16 protein-coding genes are annotated in these 16,037 nt (G+C 62.4%); 5 read left to right on the top strand and 11 right to left on the bottom strand.

All coding sequences use genetic code 11. From position 1 onward, the window contains the following. The 5 genes from AC1D0O_RS20725 to AC1D0O_RS20745 form a co-directional block, all read right to left on the bottom strand. Positions 1-807: a cyclase family protein gene (locus AC1D0O_RS20725; RefSeq protein ID WP_477655377.1), complete on the bottom strand. Its 807-nt coding sequence runs from the start codon at positions 805-807 to the stop codon at positions 1-3. A gap of 47 nt (positions 808-854) precedes the next feature. Then, on the bottom strand, positions 855-1,838 hold the full coding sequence (locus AC1D0O_RS20730; protein ID WP_477655378.1) for a tripartite tricarboxylate transporter substrate-binding protein: 984 nt from the start codon (positions 1,836-1,838) through the stop codon (positions 855-857). Positions 1,839-1,860: 22 nt separating this feature from the next. Beyond that, positions 1,861-2,949 carry a porin gene (locus tag AC1D0O_RS20735; RefSeq protein ID WP_477655379.1) on the bottom strand — a complete coding sequence of 363 codons (1,089 nt, stop codon included), beginning with the start codon at positions 2,947-2,949 and terminating at the stop codon, positions 1,861-1,863. A gap of 186 nt (positions 2,950-3,135) precedes the next feature. Continuing rightward, a complete protein-coding gene (locus tag AC1D0O_RS20740; protein WP_477655380.1) occupies positions 3,136-3,831 on the bottom strand; it encodes a TetR/AcrR family transcriptional regulator in 696 nt (231 codons plus the stop codon). A gap of 793 nt (positions 3,832-4,624) precedes the next feature. After that, positions 4,625-5,518 (bottom strand): sigma-70 family RNA polymerase sigma factor, encoded by an 894-nt coding sequence (locus AC1D0O_RS20745; protein WP_477655381.1) that lies wholly within the window; start codon positions 5,516-5,518, stop codon positions 4,625-4,627. Between the two features lie 164 nt (positions 5,519-5,682). On the opposite strand from AC1D0O_RS20745, the gene AC1D0O_RS20750 reads away from it, so the two are divergent. From AC1D0O_RS20750 to AC1D0O_RS20760, 3 genes are all read left to right on the top strand, one after another. Next, a complete protein-coding gene (locus tag AC1D0O_RS20750) occupies positions 5,683-7,107 on the top strand; it encodes an MFS transporter (protein WP_477655382.1) in 1,425 nt (474 codons plus the stop codon). Then, positions 7,104-7,427: a hypothetical protein gene (locus tag AC1D0O_RS20755; protein ID WP_477655383.1), complete on the top strand. Its 324-nt coding sequence runs from the start codon at positions 7,104-7,106 to the stop codon at positions 7,425-7,427. The genes AC1D0O_RS20750 and AC1D0O_RS20755 overlap by 4 nt, the downstream gene beginning before the upstream one ends. Positions 7,428-7,619: 192 nt before the next feature. Continuing rightward, positions 7,620-8,087 (top strand): nuclear transport factor 2 family protein, encoded by a 468-nt coding sequence (locus AC1D0O_RS20760; RefSeq protein ID WP_477655384.1) that lies wholly within the window; start codon positions 7,620-7,622, stop codon positions 8,085-8,087. On the opposite strand, the gene AC1D0O_RS20765 is transcribed toward AC1D0O_RS20760, so the two are convergent. Continuing rightward, on the bottom strand, positions 8,044-8,619 hold the full coding sequence (locus AC1D0O_RS20765) for an RBBP9/YdeN family alpha/beta hydrolase (protein WP_477655385.1): 576 nt from the start codon (positions 8,617-8,619) through the stop codon (positions 8,044-8,046). The genes AC1D0O_RS20760 and AC1D0O_RS20765 overlap by 44 nt on opposite strands. Positions 8,620-8,746: 127 nt before the next feature. Between AC1D0O_RS20765 and AC1D0O_RS20770 the strand changes: the two genes are divergently transcribed. After that, entirely contained in the window at positions 8,747-9,205 is a 459-nt protein-coding gene (locus AC1D0O_RS20770) for an Lrp/AsnC family transcriptional regulator (RefSeq protein ID WP_477655386.1), read from the top strand. Positions 9,206-9,303: 98 nt separating this feature from the next. Beyond that, complete coding sequence (locus AC1D0O_RS20775) at positions 9,304-10,353, top strand: GlxA family transcriptional regulator (RefSeq protein WP_477655387.1); 1,050 nt, start codon at positions 9,304-9,306, stop codon at positions 10,351-10,353. A gap of 37 nt (positions 10,354-10,390) precedes the next feature. On the opposite strand, the gene AC1D0O_RS20780 is transcribed toward AC1D0O_RS20775, so the two are convergent. From AC1D0O_RS20780 to AC1D0O_RS20800, 5 genes are all read right to left on the bottom strand, one after another. Continuing rightward, entirely contained in the window at positions 10,391-11,479 is a 1,089-nt protein-coding gene (locus tag AC1D0O_RS20780) for a GlxA family transcriptional regulator (RefSeq protein ID WP_477655388.1), read from the bottom strand. 15 nt (positions 11,480-11,494) lie between these two features. Beyond that, positions 11,495-12,325 carry an ABC transporter permease gene (locus AC1D0O_RS20785; RefSeq protein WP_477655465.1) on the bottom strand — a complete coding sequence of 277 codons (831 nt, stop codon included), beginning with the start codon at positions 12,323-12,325 and terminating at the stop codon, positions 11,495-11,497. 34 nt (positions 12,326-12,359) lie between these two features. Further along, complete coding sequence (locus tag AC1D0O_RS20790) at positions 12,360-13,397, bottom strand: quaternary amine ABC transporter ATP-binding protein (RefSeq protein ID WP_477655389.1); 1,038 nt, start codon at positions 13,395-13,397, stop codon at positions 12,360-12,362. 217 nt (positions 13,398-13,614) lie between these two features. Beyond that, entirely contained in the window at positions 13,615-14,745 is a 1,131-nt protein-coding gene (locus AC1D0O_RS20795) for an FAD-binding oxidoreductase (RefSeq protein ID WP_477655390.1), read from the bottom strand. A gap of 31 nt (positions 14,746-14,776) precedes the next feature. Next, on the bottom strand, positions 14,777-16,033 hold the full coding sequence (locus AC1D0O_RS20800; RefSeq protein ID WP_477655391.1) for an aromatic ring-hydroxylating oxygenase subunit alpha: 1,257 nt from the start codon (positions 16,031-16,033) through the stop codon (positions 14,777-14,779). Between the last annotated feature and the right edge of the window lie 4 nt (positions 16,034-16,037).

Genomic DNA, 16,037 nt, shown 5'->3' on the forward strand with positions numbered 1-16,037 from the left:
TCAGACGGTCGCCATCAAGGCATCGTCAAAAATCGCCACCGCGCGCGTCCAGCCTGCCGAGGCGCCACGAATTTTGTGTGGAAAGCAGCTGATAAAAAATCCATCTGAAGGCAAAACCTCCAGGTTGTGCAGCTTCTCCAAGTGGCAATAACCGATATCCCGGCCCGCCTTGTGGCCCTCCCAGATCAGCGAAGCGTCTTTCGTTTCGCCGTACTTCTTTGCCGTGTGCACAAAGGGCGCGTCCCAGCTCCAGGCGTCGGTGCCGGTCAGGCGGATGCCGCGCTCGAGCAGATACATGGTGGCCTCATAACCCATTCCAACACCTGCGGCGACGTAGTCCTTGTGGCCGTAACGTGACCCGGCCCGGGTGTTCACCACGACAATCTCCAGCGGCTTGAGGGTGTGCCGAATCCGCTCGAGCTCGGATTCAACATCGTTTGCCGTCACCACATAGCCATCGGGCCTGTCGCGAAAGTCGAGTTTCACGCCGGGTTGAAAGCACCACTCCAAAGGCACGTCGTGAATGGCAATCGCGGGCTTTTTCCCATCCAGCGCCTGGTCCATGGTGGAGTGAAAGTGGTAGGGCGCATCCAGGTGAGTCCCGTTGTGCGTGGAAAGCTGAACCAGTTCAACGGCCCAGCCTTCCCCTTCGGGCAAGTCCTCTTTTTTCAGGCCCGGGAAGAAAGGCGCGATCTGCTCGTAGGTGTTGTCGTGCGTGAAATACGTGATCCGCGGCTCCAGGCCGGGCGGATCAGAGGCGACGTCGTTCTCGAGGTAAATGGACAGGTCAACAAACTTTCTTGGCATGGGATGCTCCGTGGGTATCAGGGGCGCGCCTTGCGGCGCTGCGAGGGTCAGGACTCGGCGGTGAAGCCGGTCTGCTTGATCAGCCGCCGCCATTCCTGGGTGTCCGCCTGGAGTAGTTCAGCCAATGCAGGTGCGGTGGAGGATTCAACTTCCAGCCCGAATTGCCTGCCGTAAGCCACCAGGTCGGCTTGTGCCAATGCAGGCTGCAGGTAAGCAGCGGCACGGCGCGCGACATCAGGACTGGCCTTGCCGGGAAGGAAGAAGCCATACCATTCGCGCACCGTCAGAGGATGGCCGAGTTCACGCAGCGAAGGTGTCTCGGGCAGGAAGGGTGAGCGCGCTTTTCCGGAGATGGCCAGGACACGCAGCTTGCCGGTTTTGATGTAGGGGAGGTAGTCGCCGATGGGGCCAACGAATGACGAAATTTGTCCACCCAGCAAATCCTGTACGCCCGGTACCGAGCCGCGGTAGGGAATGTGCCGGAGGTCCACGCCAGCGACTTTTCCCAGCAGGATGCCGATCAAGTGCGGCATCGAGCCGGCACCGGGACTTCCGAAATTCGCCTTGATATCGTTGGCTTTCGCCCAGGCGATGAAATCCTTGAGTGTCTTGACGCTGTCGGGCACGGCCGGCCCCACCGCAAGCCCATGGTTGATATAGGCGCCTACCGAGACGGGGGACACATCCTCAACTGTGTATTGCAGCTTGGGATAGGTGAATGGGTAGATCGACAGCATGGACGAAGGCGTCAACAGCAGCGCGCTGCCATCGGGGGTGGCTTCCTTGAGTGTGAGAACGCCGATCTGTCCGGCGGCGCCGGGCTTGTTTTCCACCAACACGGTGGCAGCGTAGTTGCCTCTCAGCTTGTCGGCCACTCGCCGGGCCAGCACGTCCAGCGTGCCGCCGGGAGGGAAGCCGGTAATGATTTTGGCCAGGCTCAGTGGGGAGGCCTGGGCGCGGGCTATTTGTGGAAAGGCGGCGGCGCTTATGGCGCCTGCGGCGAGTTGGGTGAAGTCGCGTCGGGTGAACATGATGTGGCTCCTGTGTCGATGCCTAGAAACGGTGGCGAATGCCGACGCCGTACGAGTTGCCTGAAGCATTTCCGGTGAACCTGTCGTTCATCACAATGGCGTAAAGGTCGGTGCGCTTGGAGAGGTTGTAGTCGTAACCCACGCTGGTGGTGGTGCGCGTCATGGCCGCTCCGGTGTCAGGGGTTTGCCTGCTGTGGGCCGTCTGGAACAGCACGCTGCCTGCACCAACGGGAATGTTTGCGCCAAGATGCCAGGTTCGGATGCTGTCGTCCACGATGGCAGCATAGTCCCGTTTGGTGTCGAGATAGCCGGCACTGATGCGTCCGAAGGGGAACGCGTAGGCGCCCGATGCATGCCAGGTGCGCTGCTTGGCCAGGACAGCGGCGGCAGGGCCCGACGCCGGAACGGAGGCATTGCCTATCTGTTCCGTGGCCAGGGCAAGAGTCAAGGGGCCGTTGGCATAAAACGCACTGAGGCCCGCGCGGTTGCCGACGCCTGCGGCTTCACTGGGAGCCCATTGCGCCGTCACAGTGACGCCTCCGAGATTGGGACTGATGTAGCTGACGGCGTTGTTCCAGGTGCTGTCGGTGGTGCCCAGGGCGCCGGTCAAGGACCGGCTTGTCGGCGGCGCGCCTGGCGTCATGAACTGGCTTCCTTGCGCGACGGCCGCAACCCATGTCTGAACAAAAGTCGGGCCAAACGTGGGGGAGTCGCCGAAAGAGTTGGTCCGTATGAAGTTGAGGAAGTTGCCCGTGGTTTGCCGCCCCAGGCGAAAAGTGCCAAAGCCGCCGCTCAGGCCGATGTAGCTGTTTCGCGCAAATAGCGGATCACCTGTGAAGCGGCCGGATTCCCCGGTATCCACCCGCAGGAACATACCCAGGACGAACTCGGCCTTCAGGCCTCCGCCCAGGTCCTCAACGCCCTGAAGCACAAGTTGTGATGTCGTCAAGCCGCCGCTGTCGATCCGCGTCGATCGCGGACTTCCGCTGAGTTGGCGGCTGCCCGCGTAAGCGTCCAGCGCCCCTGTCACCGTGACGTTGCTTTGTGCCTGGGCAATCTGCGTTCCCAGCAGCATGGTCGCCGTGGCTGCGCAAAGAAAAATTGTTTTCATGTTGTCTCGCTCCATTTTTTTTGGGTAAGTTGATCCACCGGTCGTCAAAGCCAGCTTTGGCCGTCCGTAGGAATGTGCGGGAAAGGGAAGGACGCTGCGCTGCGCGGCGCAGGCCGGAAACTCAGGGGGGACGCTTCAAATCAAGGCGAAACATGGCCGGAGATTCGTGAAGGTGAAGGCCAGGATTTAATGAATCGGGGTCGCAAGCACGCCGCGTATACCGCTGCTGATGAAGCGCACGATCAAAGGCTCCGCTTCAGGTGCGCAGGCCGCGAACTCGCCGCGGGACAGGCCCTCGATACGCCTGTCGTTGACGTGATGCAGCAAAGAGCCCAGCGCAAACTGGTAGCAGCAGGCCGCTGCGCCCCGCGTGGCACCTGGCATGGCGGCGGTAAACGCGTCAATGAAGGCGTGAGCCAGCGGATCAAACATGTCCCGGATCAGGGCCTCATCCTCCTTGAGCTGCTCGTTCATGCCGCGCTGGATGAGGCGCATGAAATTCCGCCCCTCGGGTTGCCGGGCCACCTGCAGCACAGGCAGCACGAATGCCTTGACGACTTCTTCCAGCAATTGCTCGCTCGGCGTGGCTTTCTGCGCCTGGGCAAGTGAGTCGAGCCGCTGCTGGATATACCCCGCTCGCTGGCGAAAAATCTCGTGATAGAGGTCCATCTTTGGACCGTAGTAGTAGCCCACCAGCGCGAACTGCACGCCGGCTTCATCGGCAATCTCGCGAATCGACACGCCATGAAAACCACGCTCTGCGAACAGGCGTTCAGCGGCCAGCAAGATGTTGCGTTTGCGATCTGGCGCCAGGAGGGCGGCGTCGGCTGAGTCTTCGCTGGGACTGCGGGCGGGGCGATTGCTTGCGCGGGGCTTGGTCATGTTTGCTCGATCCAGAGATTTGGTAGGATGAAATATACAGTTGTATAAATTACTTATACACTCGTATAAACCCTAGCAATCTCGCGGACGGGCATCAGATCTCGTGGTGCCCCAGCGCCCGATGACATTCAATGTCGCCGTGTTGTTGAATTCCGTCGAATCCGACCCACTGGGTCAGATTTCGGCGGAATTCAACAGACAGACCCAATAACGTTGCCTTTATTTAGAGACCGGGTCGCAACACATGCGGCGAGGCTGTCTTTTTTTCCTTAATGCATTGATGACATACAACCAGGGCAGCAGCCACATGGCAGAAAAAACCATGAATGCCCACGGGATTGGGTCAGACGATGCAAGACTGGGTCCAAGGTAAGACGTATAGAGATCGACACTCCAAAGTGCGTTCAGCACACCGAGGAGCGGAGCCAACGCAACCACCCACGCCCCGGACACCTTTGCCCCTTTCACAAATAAGAGCAAAGCGATGGGTGCTGCCGCGCCAACAATGGGGGCCCAGAGTAAAAGTGAATCCACAGCGCGCAGGGGAGACCCCCATCCACCCAGTGCTAATGCTGCCGGCCAACTCACGAGTCCAATACCCATCGCCAACACGATTCCGACAATTCGCATAACACTCGTCCCCTTCACTTGGGGCATGGTATCGCACCTGATAACTCCGTCGGGATGCCAATTCGAAGCGGCCGGCGCCGGTCAAAGGAGCGGTCTTGATGCTGGCAATCCTTGGAACCCGTCCCCTGCAGGCGGGGAGCGCATGTCGCGGCACCGCAGAATATCAGTGCAGCGTTTCTCCCACCCATCGCGCATATCGAAAATCCCGGATCCCCATCACTTTCCCCTCCTTAAATTCCAGCACCACCAGATACCCCGGCGCCCCTGCACCTTCGTCCGCTTCGGTATCCACCCACAGTCCCGGCCGGCCCTCCACGTTGATGGGCGTTATGCGCAGCCCGTAGGTCTTGGCTGCGTAATTCGTGAAGTACTCCCCGCCGCGCGCCTGCATCGGCTTGCGGCGTGCCACCAGGTCCAGCTTCACGTCCTGGCCCAGCATCTCGCGCAGGCCGTCGAAGTCCCTGGCGTTGAAGCGCTCGGCATAGGCGGCCAGCAGGGCCTGGTCTTGCGCTGACAGGCTGGGCGGTGAAGCCGCGCCGTCGGGCTGCCCGGCCAGCTCGCGCAAGCGCGCGCGGCCGCGGTGCAGAGCCGCCTTGACGGCCGGAACGGTAGTGCCCATCACGCCGGCCGCTTCTTCGAGGGCGTAACCCAGCACGTCGGCCAGTATGACGGTGCTGCGTTGCGCGGGCGCAAGGCGCATGAAGGTGCGCAAGGCTGCGGTGGCCACATGGCGGCGGTCGGCGGACTCGGCCTGCTGGTCGGCGATTGCGTCCACGTCTTCGTCGGCAAACATCGCCTGCTCGCGCGATTTGCGCCGGAGGAAATCCATGGCCGCGTTGTGCGCGATGCGAAACAGCCACGCTTCCACGTTCTGCACGGCCCGCGCGTCGTAGCTCCCGTTGGCCTTGATCAGCGTTTCCTGCACCACGTCTTCGCCGTCCAGCACCGAACCCGTCATTCGTGCGCAGTAGCGGTGCAGGCGAGCGCGCAGCTGGGCCATCAGCTGGGGGAAGTCGGGGTCGGGTATAGGCGGGTCGGGAAGCTTGGTGGGGAGCATAGGAGCCTTTGGTGAGGGGACGTGGCGGGCCAAGCCCGCAATGGCGATCAAGGAAGACGTTTGGCAAAGGTGAATGGATGCGGTGCGGACGGAAAAATATTTCCGGATCGTTGCGGCCCCGCCCTTCGTCTTTACAGCCATGCAGCACGAAAGGATACAAGCAGATGCAAGATACCCATCAATCTAAGGGATTCACGGGCACCCAGCGCTGGGTGCTGGCGCTGGCCGCGGCCGGCTCCTTCATGGCGGCGCTGGACGCCATGGTGGTGACCACGGCGCTGGACACGCTGCGGCACGACTTGTCGGCGTCGGTGGAGGCGCTGGAGTGGACGGTCAACGCCTACACCTTCAGCTTTGCCGCGCTGCTGATGACAGGCGCGGCGCTGGGCGACCGGTTCGGGCGGCGCCGCATGTACGTGGCGGGGCTGGCGCTGTTCGCGCTGGCGTCGGCCGCCTGCGCGCTGGCGCCCAGCACCGGCTGGTTGATCGCCGCGCGGGCGGTGCAGGGCCTTGGCGCGGCGCTACTGATGCCGATTGGCATGGCGCTGCTGGGCGCGACGTTCCCGCCGGCTCAGCGGGCCAAGGCGCTGGGCCTGTTCAGCGGCATCACCGGGCTGGCGGTGCTGTCAGGGCCGCTCATCGGTGGCGCCATCGTGCACGGGCTCGCGTGGCAGTGGATCTTCTGGATCAACCTGCCGGTGGCGCTGGTGGTGGCCTGGCTGATGCTGGCAAAGGTACCCGAGGGCAGGGCCGCGGCGTCGCAGCTGGACACCCTGGGCGCCGCGCTGATGACGGCGTCATTGCTCGGCCTGGTGTGGGGCGGGGTGCGCGGCAATCGCGATGGCTGGGGCAGCACGCAGGTGCTGCTGTCCGTGGGGGCTGGGGTGGTGCTGGGTGCATTGTTCGTGGCGTCGCAACGACTGCGCGCATGGGATGCGATGGTGCCGCCGCGCCTGTTCCGCTCGCCGGTGTTGGCGGCGGGGCTCACGATCGCTTTCTTGTTGACGGCCTCGCTGATGGGCACGCTGTTCTTCATGGCGCAGTTCTTCCAGGTCGTGTGGCACCGCTCGCCGCTGGCCGCCGGCGCGAGCATGCTGCCCTGGACGGCGACTTTGTTCCTGGTGGCGCCGGTGGCGGGTGCTATGGTCAAGCGCGTCGGCGAAAAGGCATTGGTCGTCGTCGGACTGGGCCTGCAGGCAGTCGGTATGGTGTGGCTGGCGGCGCTGGTGCGCGCCGACGCCGGCTACTGGATGTGGATGCTGCCGCTTGCGCTTGCCGGCGGCGGCATCTCGATGGCCATGCCCGCAGTTCAAAGCGCGGTGCTGGGCGCGGTCGAGCCGCCCGACATAGGCAAGGCGGCGGGTTTGTTCAACACCCTGCGGCAACTGGGCGGCGTGTTCGGCGTCGCGTTGGTCGTGGCGGTGTTTACACGCGCGGGCGGCTACGCCAGCCCGCAGGAGTTCGGCGCCGGCTTTGCCGTGGCGCTGTGGGTTACCGCGGCGCTTTCGCTGGCCGGCGCGGTGGTGGGTTTGCGGCTGAAGCCGCGCGCAACCCATGTTGATACGGCGATACAAGGAGTGAAATCATGAAGACAGTGGTGGTGCGCTACAAGGTGATGCCGGAGTTCGCCGACGAAAATCAGCGGCTCATCGAGCAGGTATTCGCTCAACTGGCGCGCGAGAAGCCCAGTGGCCTGCAATACCAATCGTTCCGTATGGGCGACGGGTTGAGCTTCATGCACGTCGCCACGCGCGAAGGCGGGCCGGACGACAGTCCCCTGATGAAGCTGGAAGCGTTCAAAACTTTCCTGGCGGGGATCCAAGACAGGTGTTTGGAACCCCCGGTACAGATGGAGGTGAAGCCGGTCGGACGGTACGACGGACTCGAGGACGTTGCAGCCCCTTCCTGAACGGTCATCGATTCCTGCGTGGGATATGGCGTTTCACCCACACTTTTTTTGTAGATCGCGTTCTAAAACCAGTCAAGCGAGATAAATTACGCCAATCGGAATCACAACTTATCTGAAGTACAACAATGTTCAAATGACTGCGGAAGGTCGCTAAGCGCCGCAAGATGCAGCGCATTCACCCGGAGGTTCCATATGTCTCTCACTCTGTCTGCATCCGACTTGGCCACGCGCCTGGCAGTCGAGGATGTCGTCGTCCAGATGTTCGTTGCCACCGACGAACGGGACTGGCCGGCGCTGGAGAATTGCTTTACCAGCCCTTTTACGCTCGACATGACCTCCATGGTCGGTGGTGCGCCGGCCGAAATGACGCCAAGCCAGGTGGCTCAGGCTTGGGCTGCCGGATTCAAGCCGCTCGACCACGTTCACCATCAGATTGGCAACCTTCGAACCGAGGTCAGTGGTAATCAGGCGCTTGTCAGATGCCACGGCGTGGCCTTCCACCACCGGAGCAAAGCCATCGGCCTGAAGAGCCGCATCTTCGTGGGAACCTACGAACTGCAGTTGCAGGCGTTCCCGGACAGATGGCGCATCTCCCGGCTTGTCTTCAAGCTCAAGTTCATCGAGGGAAACCTGGAACTTGAGAAGTCGGCGCCGCAGTGACAACGACAGCGAATCGCTCAAGCAACTTGCTTCCGGCAGGCCAGTCACCAAGACCGCTTTCGGAATTCAAGTGTCCGCGCGATTCAACTTCGACATAGTCGCTTCCCCAGGCTTTCGAACAGGCGCTTGCGTACGACGCGCTTCCATACGGATCATTCGTGCTTGCAACAACCGTACTGGGGAAAGGCAACTCTTTCAATGGCACGGGTGAGAAGCCGAGCGCTGATGCCGGGAAAACTTGCGAGGTTGGATCGGGCACGGCTACCAGTAGCGCGCCCCTGATATTTTTTCCCTCTCGTGCAGCCCAGTGAATGACTGCCAGGCAGCCCAGACTGTGAGCCACGATGAGGGTGTCAGGCCCCAGGGACGCGACTTGCCGGCTGATGGCCGCAACCCAGTCAGCGCAAACAACGTGATCCCAGTCTTTGACTTGTAGTCGATGCCACTCAGGTCCCTTTTCCTGCCAGAGACTTTGCCAGTGTGAGGGGCCGGAATTCCCAATCCCGGGAACGATCAGAACAGGAGACGTCATTTTTCAAGCACCTATGTCTATGTAAAAAACACTCAGTTTAGAAATGAATGAGATATGTCACCATAGACAGTCCAAGGAAATGAGTACTTCAATTTTCTAAATCATTTGAATTTTTACCCTCATGCAAATGAAACCAAAGCAGGCAGATCTCGACAAGCTGGACTGGAAGATTCTGGAGGCGCTGCAGCTCAATGCGCGCATCACGAACACCGAACTCGGCATGCAGGTCGGGCTGTCGCAGCCGGCCGTCACCGCACGCATTCGGCGTCTCGAGGAGGCTGGGGTGATTGAAGGATATTCCGCGAGGATCAATCTGCGCCTGTCGGGATACCCGACCTCCGCCGTCATCCGCATACGTACCACGCACGCTCAAATACCGGTCTGCTTGAAGGCTTTTGCAGCCATGCCGGAGGTGATTGATGCGCACCGCATTACGGGGGAAGACTGTTTCGTCGTGCGCGTGGTGGCCTCGGAAATGCAGGAACTGGAACAAACGATTGACGCACTCGCGGCGCTTGGCGCCGTATCCACGGCCGTCGTGCTTGCGAGCTATCCAATGAAGATAGTGCGGGCTCCCAAGGTTTGATTCTGATAAAAGTAGGGGGCGAAAAGCGCGTGATACCCCTCGATCCGAACGTTGGGCTATGAGGATTGGTGTTAGTGTTGGCGCTGATGGGAGCATCCATGGCAAAGCAGCGGGGAAAATTGCAGGCGCAGGGCGCGGTTGCGCCTTCGGCGAAACAGGACGCGCCCCTGGTGCGTGTCGGCCTGATGCTGACCCCCCGTTTCACGCTGACCGCCTTCGCGGGCTTTGTGGATGCCTTGCGCCTGGCGGCGGATGAAGGGGACCGCAGCCGCCCCAGGCTGTGCCGCTGGGACATCCTCAGCGCCTCCGGCGATGCCTGTGTGTCCAGTTGCGGGGCGAGCATCCTCGCCACCGCGAAGATGGCGTCGCCTGAATCCTATGACTACCTGGTCGTCGTGGGCGGTTTGCTGCACGGCGGGCAACAAGTGCCGGAGGCCGCCTATGCTTTTCTGCGGGAGGCCGCCGCGAAACAGGTGAAGCTGGTCGGCTTGTGCACCGGCTCCTTCGTTTTGGCGCGTGCCGGCCTGCTGGACGGGCATCTCACCTGCGTCAGCTGGTTTCATCGCGAAGCCTTCGCGGCCGAGTTCACTAAGCTGCGCATCGCATCCGACCAGATGTTTGTCGTGGATCGCGACCGGCTCACCTGCGCCGGCGGCACCAGCGTGGTTCATCTGGCGGCCTACATCATCGAGAAGAAGATCGGGCGCGCCAGTGCCGTGAAGGCGCTGCGCATCATGCTCGAGGAGCAGCCATTGCCTTCGAGGACCTTGCAGCCGGAGGCGGTGGTGTCCGAGCGCTCCACCGACACGGTGGTTCGCAAGGTCATGCTGCTGCTGGAGCAGCAACTGCAAACCTCCCAGCCCATCGAGCAGCTGTGCGAGCCCCTGGGCATAGGCCGGCGGCAGCTTGAGCGGCGCTTCCAGCGCGACATCGGCTTGAGCCCGGCGGAGTATCGCCAACGCCTTCGCGTGGAACGCGCGCGCTGGCTTTTGCAGAACACCGACCTTGAGGTCACCGAGGTGGGTTTTGAGTGCGGGTTCCAGGACAGCACGCACTTTTCGCGCGTGATCCGGCAATTGCTCGGCGCCAGCCCGCGCCAGATACGCGCGGCCGTCAAGGATGTCCCGGCCCGGAACCAGGAAGGCTGATCCCGCCGCTATCGTCCGGCGCTGCGCCAAGGCGAAGTCAGGCCACGCTTGCGGCTTTCCTTGCCGCGGCGAGAGGCGAGAGGCGCTTGGGTGCCAGGCGCTGGCCGCGCCGCGCGGCCTGGCCGGCATGGACCAGCCTCTCCTGGCTTGGCGCATAGCCAAACAGGCCCCGGTAGGCTTTGCTGAAATGTGAAGAGGACTGAAAGCCGCAGGCCACGGTCACTTCCATGACGGGCATGGTGGTGTGCGTCAGCAGTTCCTGCGCGCGGCGCAAACGCAGGTTCAGGTAGTACTGCGCGGGGGTGATGCTGAAGTAGCGGTGAAACAGGCGCTCGAGCTGGCGCAGCGACAGCGCGGTGGCGTCCGCCAGCTCCAGCAGCGACAACGGCTCTTCAATATTGGCCGCCATGATCTGCGCCACTTCGGTCAGGTGCTGGTAGCCCGGGCCTATGCATTCGGGCTGCGGTATGCGCTGGCGGTCGCTGCTGGCGCGTATCCGCTCGACGATGAACTGCTCGGAGATGTCCATCACCAGCTGGGTCCCATGCTGGCCGCGCACGAGATGCAGCATCATGTGCAGGGGCGCGGTGCCGCCTGAGCAGGTGATCCGTTTGCCGTCCACGATGAACACTTCGGTGCAGAACTTGATCTTGGGGAACTCCTCGCTGATCGCCGCCAGGTTCTCCCAATGGATGGCGCAACGGAAGCCGTCCAGCAGGCCCGCGCTGGCCAATGCGAAGGAGCCCGTGCACAGGGCGCCTATGGTCATGCCGCGCCCCGCCAGCTGGCGCAGGGTGTGGCGCAGGGTGTCGTCGGTGTTGGCGCGGACGTTGACGCCGCCGCAGACGAACAGCATGTCGCAGTCGCTGAGCGCGGGCATGTCTCCGGTCGGCGCCAGGCTCAGGCCGTTGCTGGCCGACATGGAGGACGGGGAGCTTGCGACCACCGTCCACCGGTACAGTGGGCGGCGGCTGATGTAGTTCGCCATGCGCAGGGTTTCCACGGCATTGGCAAAAGCGATCATCGAATAGTCGGGCATCAGGATGAAGCCGACATGGGTCGTCGTCGTGGGGACCGACTCCTGGCTGATGGCGGCTGCTGCGCCTTTGGCTGTAGAGGGTGGCACGGACAAGTTCTAAGGTTAGGTTTCGCGCGCCTTGCGGGCCACGCCAAAGCTTTCAGTCAACCGGTCCAGGATGATGGCCAGCAGAACGACGGCCAGGCCGCTTTCGAAGCCCAGGCCAACGTCCAGGCGCTGGATGCTGGCCAGTACGTCGTTGCCCAGGCCGCCGGCCCCCACCATGGAGGCGATGATGACCATGGACAGGGCCATCATGATGGTCTGGTTGACGCCGGCCATGATGGTCGGCAAGGCGATCGGCAGTTGCACCTTGAAGAGCAGCTGCGTGGAGGTGCAGCCGAAAGCGTTGCCGGCCTCGACCTGTTCGGAGCTGACCTGGCGAATGCCCAGGCTGGTCAGGCGCACCACGGGCGGCATGGCGAAGATCACGGTCGCGATGGTTCCCGGCACGCGGCCCAGGCCGAACAGCATCGCCGCGGGAATCAGGTACACAAAGGCTGGCATGGTTTGCATGAAGTCGAGCACGGGCCGCACGCAGGCATTGATGTGGTTGTTGCGGGCACACCAGATGCCCAGGGGGATTCCAAAGATCAGGCTGATGATGGTGGCCGACAGCGTCAACGCCAGGGTCACGATAGTCTGCGGCCAGAAGCCGGTCACCACTATCAGGATTAACGCTAACGCAACAAATGTGCCAAATCCCCAGCCGACTCGCCGGATCCCGACCACGGTGGCCACCAGGATCACCAGCCAGAACGGAATGGCCAGCAGGCCGAGCTCGATGGATTGGGCAAAACCCTCCACCACGACGCCGACGGAGTCGAACACCTTGGCGCCGTGGTCCAGCAAATGCCGCACGCCGGCATTGACCCACTTGCCCAGGGGCAGCATGTTGCGCGAGGCTTCGGTAACTTGGGTGAGTAAATCAGACATGGCGGGCTTCCTCGGACATTTTCACAAGCAGGCTTCGGGCGGAGATGCATCCCAGCAATTGATCGGTCGCGTCAAACACGCCTACCGGCTGGTCGCCGCCGAGCACGATCTTCATCGCTTCGGACAGTGTGGTGGATGAGGGCAGGCGAGGGCCGCCGGTATAAGAGTGGCCGTTGAGGCAGGGGTCCAGCAGATCAGCCGCCGTCAGGTAGCGCGAAGTGTCCACGCCCTTGAAGAACTGGCGCACATAGTCGTTGGCGGGCTTGGTGATGATCTCGTGAGCCGTTCCTTCCTGCACCAGGTTGCCGCCTTCCATGATGGCAATGCGGGTGCCGATGCGCAGGGCTTCCTCCAGGTCGTGCGAGACAAACAGCACGGTGCGCTGCTGCTCGCGCTGCAGGTCCAGCATCAGGCTTTGCATCTCCACCCGTTTAAGCGGGTCAAGTGCGGAGAAAGCCTCATCCATCAGCAGGATGGCCGGATCGACCGCCAGCGCGCGGGCCAGCCCGACCCGCTGCTGCATGCCGCCGGACAACTGCGACGGATACTTTGCGGCATAGGTCTGCAAGCCGACCTGGCTGAGCACCTGCATGGCGCGCTCTTCCCGTACTTTGCGCGAAGTGCCCGCCATTTCGAGGCCGAAGGCGGCGTTGTCGAGCACGTTGCGGTGCGGCATCAAGGCAAAAGACTGGAACACCATGGCCACCCGCTTGCGCCGCCATTTCACCAGTTCGGGCTGCGGCAGCTTCGCGATGTCCATCCCGTCGATGTTGATCGATCCCGAAGAGGGTTCGACCAGGCGGTTGATGAGCCGGATCAGGGTGGACTTGCCGGAGCCGGACAGGCCCATCAACACGTAGATCTCGCCGGGCATCACGTTGAAGCTGACTTTGTTGACCCCGACGACATGGCCTGTTTTGGCGAATACCTCGTCCTTGGTATGCCCCGCGTCCAAGAGCTTCTGCGCTTCCGAGATGTTGTTGCCAAATATCTTGTACAGATTTTTGACGCTGATTTTTGGGTTCGACATCGTGAGGTCTCCTGGAATTGACTACCCGCAGCCACAAGCAACGGTATTTTTTATAAGCAAACGACGCGCCACTTTAAAGGCCAATGCATCCATAAAAGAACCGCATGAGGCGCATGCGGCAGCCGCACCTTGCGGATGCCGCACCAAAATGGTTGAAGGAACTGCGGCCGGGTTTTTCACTCGCCTTATTGCAATGGTTGCGTGCACATTTTCAACCCTACCTTTCAAGTGCAATGTCACTGGAGGGCCTGCTGCAGCAGGGCAGAATCCAGCCCTGGTCTATTTCACGCTGGCGAATACCGCCGGCATGTTTCATTTCCACCTGGCCGGAGATTTTCCGGGTTTTGCAGGTGCCGCAAGCGCCGCTGCTGCAGGACGACGGAAGCCGCACCCCGGCCGCCGCTGCGGCCTGCAAAATGGTCTGGCCGCCCTGGCAGGGAAATGAGGTGCCCATTTTCTCCAGGCTGATCTGGAAGGTGGGCGCGGCGGCCGCCGGAAACAGCTCCGGGTTGTCCTGGGGCCCGGGAATTTCCTGCAGCACCTGGGCGGGAAGCGACTCAAAGGAAAAGCTCTCTTCGCGGTAGCGTTCCATCGCATAGCCGGCGCCGGCCATCAGCGCCCGCACCACGCCCATGAAGGGAGCCGGGCCGCAGGTATAGACATCGCGCGTCAGGAAGTCGGGTGCGATATGCGCCAGGCGCGCTGCGTCCATCCGGCCCAGGTGGCCGGCGTAGGCGCTGCCGGGGGTGTGCTGGTCGCAGACCATGGCCAGCCGCAGGTGGGCCATGTTGCGCGCCATCAGCGTGAGCTCTTCGGGAAACAGCAGGTCGGCCGGCGTGCGTGCGCAGTGCGCGAACACAATGTCGGCGTCGCTGCCCAGGTCGTGCAGCGCGCGCGTCATCGACATCAGCGGCGTGGTGCCGCTCCCGCCGGAGATGAACAGGTAGCGCTGCGCCGGTTCCCTGAAGCAGCTGAATTCGCCTGAGGGTCCCATCGCGCCCAATGCCATGCCGGGCTGAAGGTTGTCATGCAGCCAGTTCGAGACCACGCCGCCGGGCACGCGCTTGACCGTGATACTGACCAGGTCCGGGCGCGTCGGTGTGCTCGACAGGGTGTAGCAGCGGTTGATTTTTTCGCCGCCGATCTCCAGCTCCAGCGTGATGAACTGGCCGGGCAGGTAGCGGAAGCTGCGCGGCGCATCCGCCGCCAGCACAAAGGTCTTGACGTCATGCGTCTCCTGGCGAACGTGAACGCAACGCAGGAATTCATCGGTGTCCGAGGACCAGGATGGCGACGCCGCGCCGGAAAAATCGGGCGAGTGCGCGGGGACGGAGAAAGAGGTGGCCATGGGAAATGGAAAAAACGGTTGCCGCCCAGCCTCAGGCGATGAGCGCGCTGAGCCGCTTCACGTACCAGCTGCAGAATTTCTCGACCAGGCCTTCGGTGAAAGGCGAATACGGGCCGGGTTCGTAGGCGCCGGTGGCGATGCCGATCTGGGACTCTTCCACCAGGCGGCGGTCCTGGTCGTTGGTGGCGTTCCAGACCGCTGTCAGGTTCTCCTTGGTGTAGTCCTTGCCTTCGACGGCATCCTTGTGCACGCACCAGGTGGTGCGCACCAGGGTCTTGGTGGCGGAGATCGGCAGCACGGTGAAGCTGATGATGTGGTCGCTCATGAAGTGGTGCCAGGAGTTGGGCTGGGTCCAGAAGGAAAGGCCGCCCAATGCCGGATCCACAAAGTCGGCCAGCAGCTTTTTGGAGGCCACCTCGGCGTTCAGCGTCTGCGACTGGCCCGAGCGGTCTATGGGCAGGCGTTGGGTGCGAAACCCGGTGACGCGGTCGTCCAGGGTGTCGATCTCACGCGAGGGCAGGCCCATGGCTTCCCATCGCTTGTGGCTGGCGGCCATGATCTCCTGGAAGCGCTGCAGGCCTTCCTTGTTGTGCTCGTCCGGCTGGTAGCCGAAGCCGTATTCATACAGCGAGATGGTCAGCTCGGGATGGTTGCTCACGCAGTGGTAGCACTCGCGGTTGTTCTCCATCGTCAGCTTCCAGTTGCAGTCTTCCACGATGTCGACCTGGGCCGCCACCTTGCACTGGCTGAGCTGGTGCGGTGCGATGTAGGGCGTCATGTCCGCCGCCATCTGTTCGAAGTCTTCAGGCGGGTTCTCGGCCAGGCAGATGAAGATCAATCCGGCCATGTTGCGCACATGCACTTTTTTGAGGCTGTGGAGGCTGGGGTCGAAGTCGTCGCCCATGTGCTTGGCATGGATCAGCTTGCCGGTCAGGTCGTACGTCCACTGGTGGTAGGGGCAGACGATGTTGCCGACCACGCCCTGCTGGCTGGCGCAGAGGCGCGAACCGCGGTGCCGGCAGACATTGTGGAAAGCCTGCACCTGGTTGTCGTCGTCGCGCACGATCAGGATCGAGTTGGTGCCGAAGTCCACGGTGATGTAGTCCCCGGCTTCGGGAACCTGCGGCTCCACCGCGACGAAGATCCAATGCTTGCCGAAGATGTGCTCCATGTCGGCCTTGAGAACCGTGTCGCTCAGGTAGAACGGCGCCTCCAGGCTGTAGCCGGGGCGGCGGCGTGCCAGCAACTCGCGGGTGAGCAGGGACTGCGCGGAGATGGTTTTGGTCATGGGG

Source organism: Polaromonas sp. P1_F2 (assembly GCF_056405735.1).